3 protein-coding genes are annotated in these 2,786 nt (G+C 71.1%); 2 read left to right on the top strand and 1 reads right to left on the bottom strand.

The annotated features are described in order from the left end of the window. On the bottom strand, positions 1-533 hold a 533-nt coding region (locus tag NBZ83_RS31345), incomplete at its 3' end, for an AAA family ATPase (protein WP_261576431.1). Positions 534-846: 313 nt separating this feature from the next. Between NBZ83_RS31345 and NBZ83_RS31340 the strand changes: the two genes are divergently transcribed. Continuing rightward, positions 847-2,532: a CocE/NonD family hydrolase gene (locus NBZ83_RS31340; RefSeq protein ID WP_261576430.1), complete on the top strand. Its 1,686-nt coding sequence runs from the start codon at positions 847-849 to the stop codon at positions 2,530-2,532. Between the two features lie 69 nt (positions 2,533-2,601). Continuing rightward, positions 2,602-2,786, top strand: a 185-nt coding sequence (locus tag NBZ83_RS31335) for a hypothetical protein (RefSeq protein WP_261576429.1), incomplete at its 3' end; no start/stop codon positions are given.

Genomic DNA, 2,786 nt, shown 5'->3' with positions numbered 1-2,786 from the left:
GGGCCCGCGGGGTCGGGGGTGAACGCCAGGCCGGCGTCGGCGGCGATGTCCGCGGCGATGGCGCCGATCGGCAGACCGTCGGTGGGCAGGTGGCGGGCGAATTCCGGGGCCCGCAGCAGGTGCAGGGAACGGTCGGCTTGGGTGGCGGCAAAGCTGCGGGCGGTCTCCGCGCGGGAGCGGATGCGCCGTAGCAGGACGGCCCGGTCGGCGAGGAGCGTCACGTGCCGCACCTCGTGCCCGGCGGCACGCAGCGGATCGACCAGCGCAGCCAGCAGCCCGGGGTCCAGCACCGTCATCGGCACGACGACCGGCCCGTCGCCGGCATCAAGAACAGTACGGAGCATCTCGACGACGCCGGCTCGCCACAGGGGCAGGTCGCGGAAGTCGCCGCGCAGCGACGCGGGCAGCATCCGGCGCAGCGCGAAACCGAGATGTTCCGGGTCGCAGACAAAGGCGCCGGCCAAGCCGCGGTGCAGTTCGTAGGCAACCTGCGTCTTGCCCACACCGTTGGGCCCGTTCAGCCAAATAAGCATGCCGCAAAAGCTATCAGCACAGGCCCGGACCGACCGAAGGCGGATCAACGCGGCGTCGCCGAACGCCACGCGCCAAGTTCCCGCCTCAGCCGCACCGGACACGGCCGGCCCTACGCTTCCGGCTTGTGTTCCGGGAACTCGTCATCGCCGCGGTCTCACGGGTCGACCTCGAACTGGGGCCGGTGATCCACGGACCGCCGTCCATGGAAAGCGATGAAATCCCGCCACCTCACGGCACGGCCAACGGCACGGCCTGACGCCGCCCGGCGATCCGGCCTGTTCTGCTCCGACTTTCGGCAAGGAGACACCACGAGTGGCCACCAGCCCCCAGAAATCGACAGTCTTCGATTTCGCCCCCCAGGACCGGTCCCTGCTTGACGCCCAGATCCGGGCGTTGGAGAACCTGGACCGCGGTGACTTCCGGGATCTTCCGCCCGCGACCGCCGGTAAGTTCGCGCAGTTGCAGGGCGCGGGAACGTTCGCGTCCGTCCGGATTCCCGGCGCGGACCCGGACGTCCAGCTCGACGCGGGCGTGTTCGTCCCGCTCGGTGCCGGTCCGCACCCGGTCGTCATTCTGCCGGCGCCACTGGCGCCGACCGGGTGGCGTTCCTATCCCGGATTGCTGCTCAACTTCGCGATCAAGGGATACCTCGCCGTCGCGTACAGCGAGCGGGGCCTGGCCGAGTCCACCGGGAAGATCGACGTCGCCGGGCCGCGGGACCGGGCGGACGGCTCCGCCGTCATCGACTGGGTTCTGGAGAACCACGCCGACCGGGTGAACCCGGACCAGATCGCGTTCGCCGGCTCGTCCTACGGCGCCGGCCAGAGCCTGATCATCGCCGCGCACGACGACCGGGTGAAGGCCGTCGCCGCGCAGAGCGCCTGGGCGGATCTCACCCGCTCGCTGTACGAGAACGAGACCCGGCACATCGCGGCCTTCGAGGCCCTCGCGGCGCTGTTCGGCGAGGACCGCCTCTCCGACGAGACGCGGCAGATCTTCGAGGACTTCCGCGCCAACAAGAACATCAAGAACCTGGTGGACTTCGGCGCCATCCGCTCGCCGATCAGCTACGTCGAGCGGCTGAACTCCCGGCAGGTGCCGATCTTCCTCGGGACGTACTGGCACGAGACGATCTTCTCGGTGCCGGCCGTCGTCGAGTTCTTCAACGAGCTCAGAGGCCCGCGCCGGCTGCTGGTGCAGATCGGCGACCACGGCGGCGACGAGATCCTCGGCTTCCTCGGCGGCTGGAGCCGGCCGACCGCGACGACCTACCGCTGGCTGGACCATCACCTGCAGGGCAAGGACAACGGCATCGGCCAGGACGGCAACGTCCACACCGAGTACATGCACAACCTGTTCGACCTGCGTAAGTCCAACGACTGGCAGTCGTACGTCCAGCCGACCCGGCGGTTCTACCTCGACCAGCCGCGGGGCGGCTCCACCGACGGCGCGCTGGCGTCCCGGCCGGCCACCGGGTGGACGACGACCATCCAGGCGGGCGTGGACACCCCCGCGCACGTCGCCGAGGCGCTCGTCCAGACCGGCGTCCTGGAGCGGCTCGGCTCCCCCGCCATCTACGACACGGCGTCGATCTCGCGGCGGGACGCGGCCGTCTGGGTGACCGAGCCGCTGGTCCAGTCCAGCCAGCTCACGGGCAACGTCCGGCTGCACCTGACGGTCCGCCCGTCCGCGGCGACGGCGACGATCGTGACCCACCTGTTCGACGTCGACCCGGGCCGCGCCAAGGGAAAGATCATCACCAGTGCTCCGTACACGCTGCTCAACGAGCGGGAGGGCGAGGCGCGCGCGATCGACGTCCAGCTCCAGCCCGCGGACTACCGCATCGCCGCCGGCCACCAGCTCGCCCTCGTGATCGACACCAAGGACCGCCTGTTCGCCGACGCCACCGTCGACGGCGGCCAGGTCGAGATCGCCTCCCCGGACGGCGCCGCCTCCTACCTGGAGCTCCCGCTCGCCGACCTGCCCGACGCGGAATAGCCCTGCTGTTCCGCGGAACAGCGGAACATTCGCCTGAGTCCGGGACGGGACGACGGCCGGGCCCGTGCGGTGGACGCCGCACGGGCCCGATCCGTCCGCGACGATGGCGGCGACCGAACGGCGTTCGGCGGCCGGCCCGGCACCGCGGTGCGGATCGGTGGGGCGCGGGCCCACCGGCGGCTACGCTCGGCAGCTGCGCCCGCCGCCATCTACCGCCGCCACCACTGGCTGCTCTCACCCACTCACCTCACCGC

The organism is Frankia gtarii (assembly GCF_025403375.1).
Lineage (GTDB): Bacteria > Actinomycetota > Actinomycetes > Frankiales > Frankiaceae > Frankia > Frankia gtarii.
Note: the sequence above shows the minus strand (reverse complement) of the source record. Positions and strands in the feature narration are given on the sequence as shown.